At 68.5% G+C, this 1,311-nt stretch carries 3 protein-coding genes; all 3 read right to left on the bottom strand.

The genetic code is table 11. The annotated features are described in order from the left end of the window. On the bottom strand, positions 1-224 hold a 224-nt coding region (locus ADK67_RS55315; protein ID WP_442974122.1), incomplete at its 3' end, for a Scr1 family TA system antitoxin-like transcriptional regulator. Between the two features lie 170 nt (positions 225-394). Further along, positions 395-613: a helix-turn-helix domain-containing protein gene (locus ADK67_RS55310; protein ID WP_442974121.1), complete on the bottom strand. Its 219-nt coding sequence runs from the start codon at positions 611-613 to the stop codon at positions 395-397. 256 nt (positions 614-869) lie between these two features. Next, on the bottom strand, positions 870-1,220 hold the full coding sequence (locus ADK67_RS09795) for a Scr1 family TA system antitoxin-like transcriptional regulator (RefSeq protein ID WP_157620058.1): 351 nt from the start codon (positions 1,218-1,220) through the stop codon (positions 870-872). Positions 1,221-1,311: the final 91 nt, after the last annotated feature.

Below are 1,311 nucleotides of genomic sequence, written 5' to 3'. Positions count from 1 at the left end.
GAGGTGCGTGCCCGGTCGCACATCTGGGTGAGGTGCCGCAGTTGGTCCCGCATGACCGTCGGGGTTCCGACCGTCGAGCGCACGGCGGCTTCGTGCATGTAGATGACGGTGTCGGGGCGTGTGTCGCCGTGCAGGATTTCCTGCCTGGTGGCGCGGTTCCGGGTGAGGGTGGGGTCGCCGGTGAGGGCGTGGGTGTAGTTCTCGGTTTGGGCGAGGTCGGGGATGGTGAGGGGTTGGTAGGTGGTGATGGTGAGGGCGGCGTGTTCGTTCTGGCGTAGGGCGGTGAGGGTGTCGGGGTGGTTGTCGTGTGGTCGGAGGAAGCTGCCGGTGTCGGGTTCGGTGGCGATGGCGAGGATGCGGTCGCGGGTGGGTTTGTCGGCGCCGAGTCGGCCGGTCAGGACGCCGATCTCCCGCGGGTGGGTTTGTCGGCGCCGAGTCGGCCGGTCAGGACGCCGATCTCCCAGGGGCTGGTGCCTCGGCTGCCGGTCTCGAGTTTGCTGAGTTTGCCCAGCGACCATCCGAGTGCTGCGGCGGTGTCCGCGGATGATTGTCGTGCGCGGTGGCGGATTCGGCGCAGTTCTTCGCCGAGTTCGCGGCTGCGGGCGGTGGTCATCCGCGGCGTGGTGGTGTGTTCGTCGGTCTCCATCGACTTCTCCTGTGGGCTGGGCGGCGTGGGAGGGGTCACCGCCGAGGCGAGGGCCAGGCGGCCGGACAACAGGCGGGCGGCGTCGTTGTCGGTCTGGTCATCCGCGGGACGTGCGTTTACTGATGGCACTGTGTCGCCCAGGATGCGGTCGGGTGTCGTCGCCGGGGCGCGGTCGAGGGTCGACGGGTCCCGGTCGTGACGCTCGTACGGGGTTCGGCGGTGGTCATCGTCGTCCGGTGGTGTCGGCGAGCTGGTCGAGTTGTTCGAAGAGGGTGTATGCCGCGAGCAGGTGGTCGGGTTCTTCGGTGAAGTGGGCGGCGTGCGGGTAGGCGTAGTGGACGACTGCGGGGCCGTCGGTCAGGGTGAAGCGGGTCGGTGGGTGGTGTTCGAGGCCGGGGAAGTAGCCCGCGTTGCGTGGGATCGTGCGGAGGGTGATGTCGGTGCGGTCGATCGTGGTGCTTTCGAGCACGTAGGCGGTGCAGCGGTCGGCGCCGAGCGGTGTGAGGGCGGGGTTGATGCCCATGGGCGCGAAGATGTCGATCCGTTCGGAGACGCGGCACAGGATTGTGATCATGCTGGTGGCGAAGGTGCCCCATCGGCACCACAGCGTCGGTTCGGATGCCGCTGCGTCGGTGGTGCCTTCTTCCAGTCGTCGTACGGTGTCG

The organism is Saccharothrix sp. NRRL B-16348, from assembly GCF_001280085.1.
Classification (GTDB): Bacteria; Actinomycetota; Actinomycetes; order Mycobacteriales; family Pseudonocardiaceae; genus Actinosynnema.
Note: the sequence above shows the minus strand (reverse complement) of the source record. Positions and strands in the feature narration are given on the sequence as shown.

What these genes read in the sequence shown, in the direction of transcription:
- ADK67_RS55310 (WP_442974121.1), bottom strand. Translation starts at nt 613, where the DNA reads ATGACCACCGCCCGCAGCCGCGAACTCGGCGAAGAACTGCGCCGAATC.
- ADK67_RS09795 (WP_157620058.1), bottom strand. Translation starts at nt 1,220, where the DNA reads ATGATCACAATCCTGTGCCGCGTCTCCGAACGGATCGACATCTTCGCG.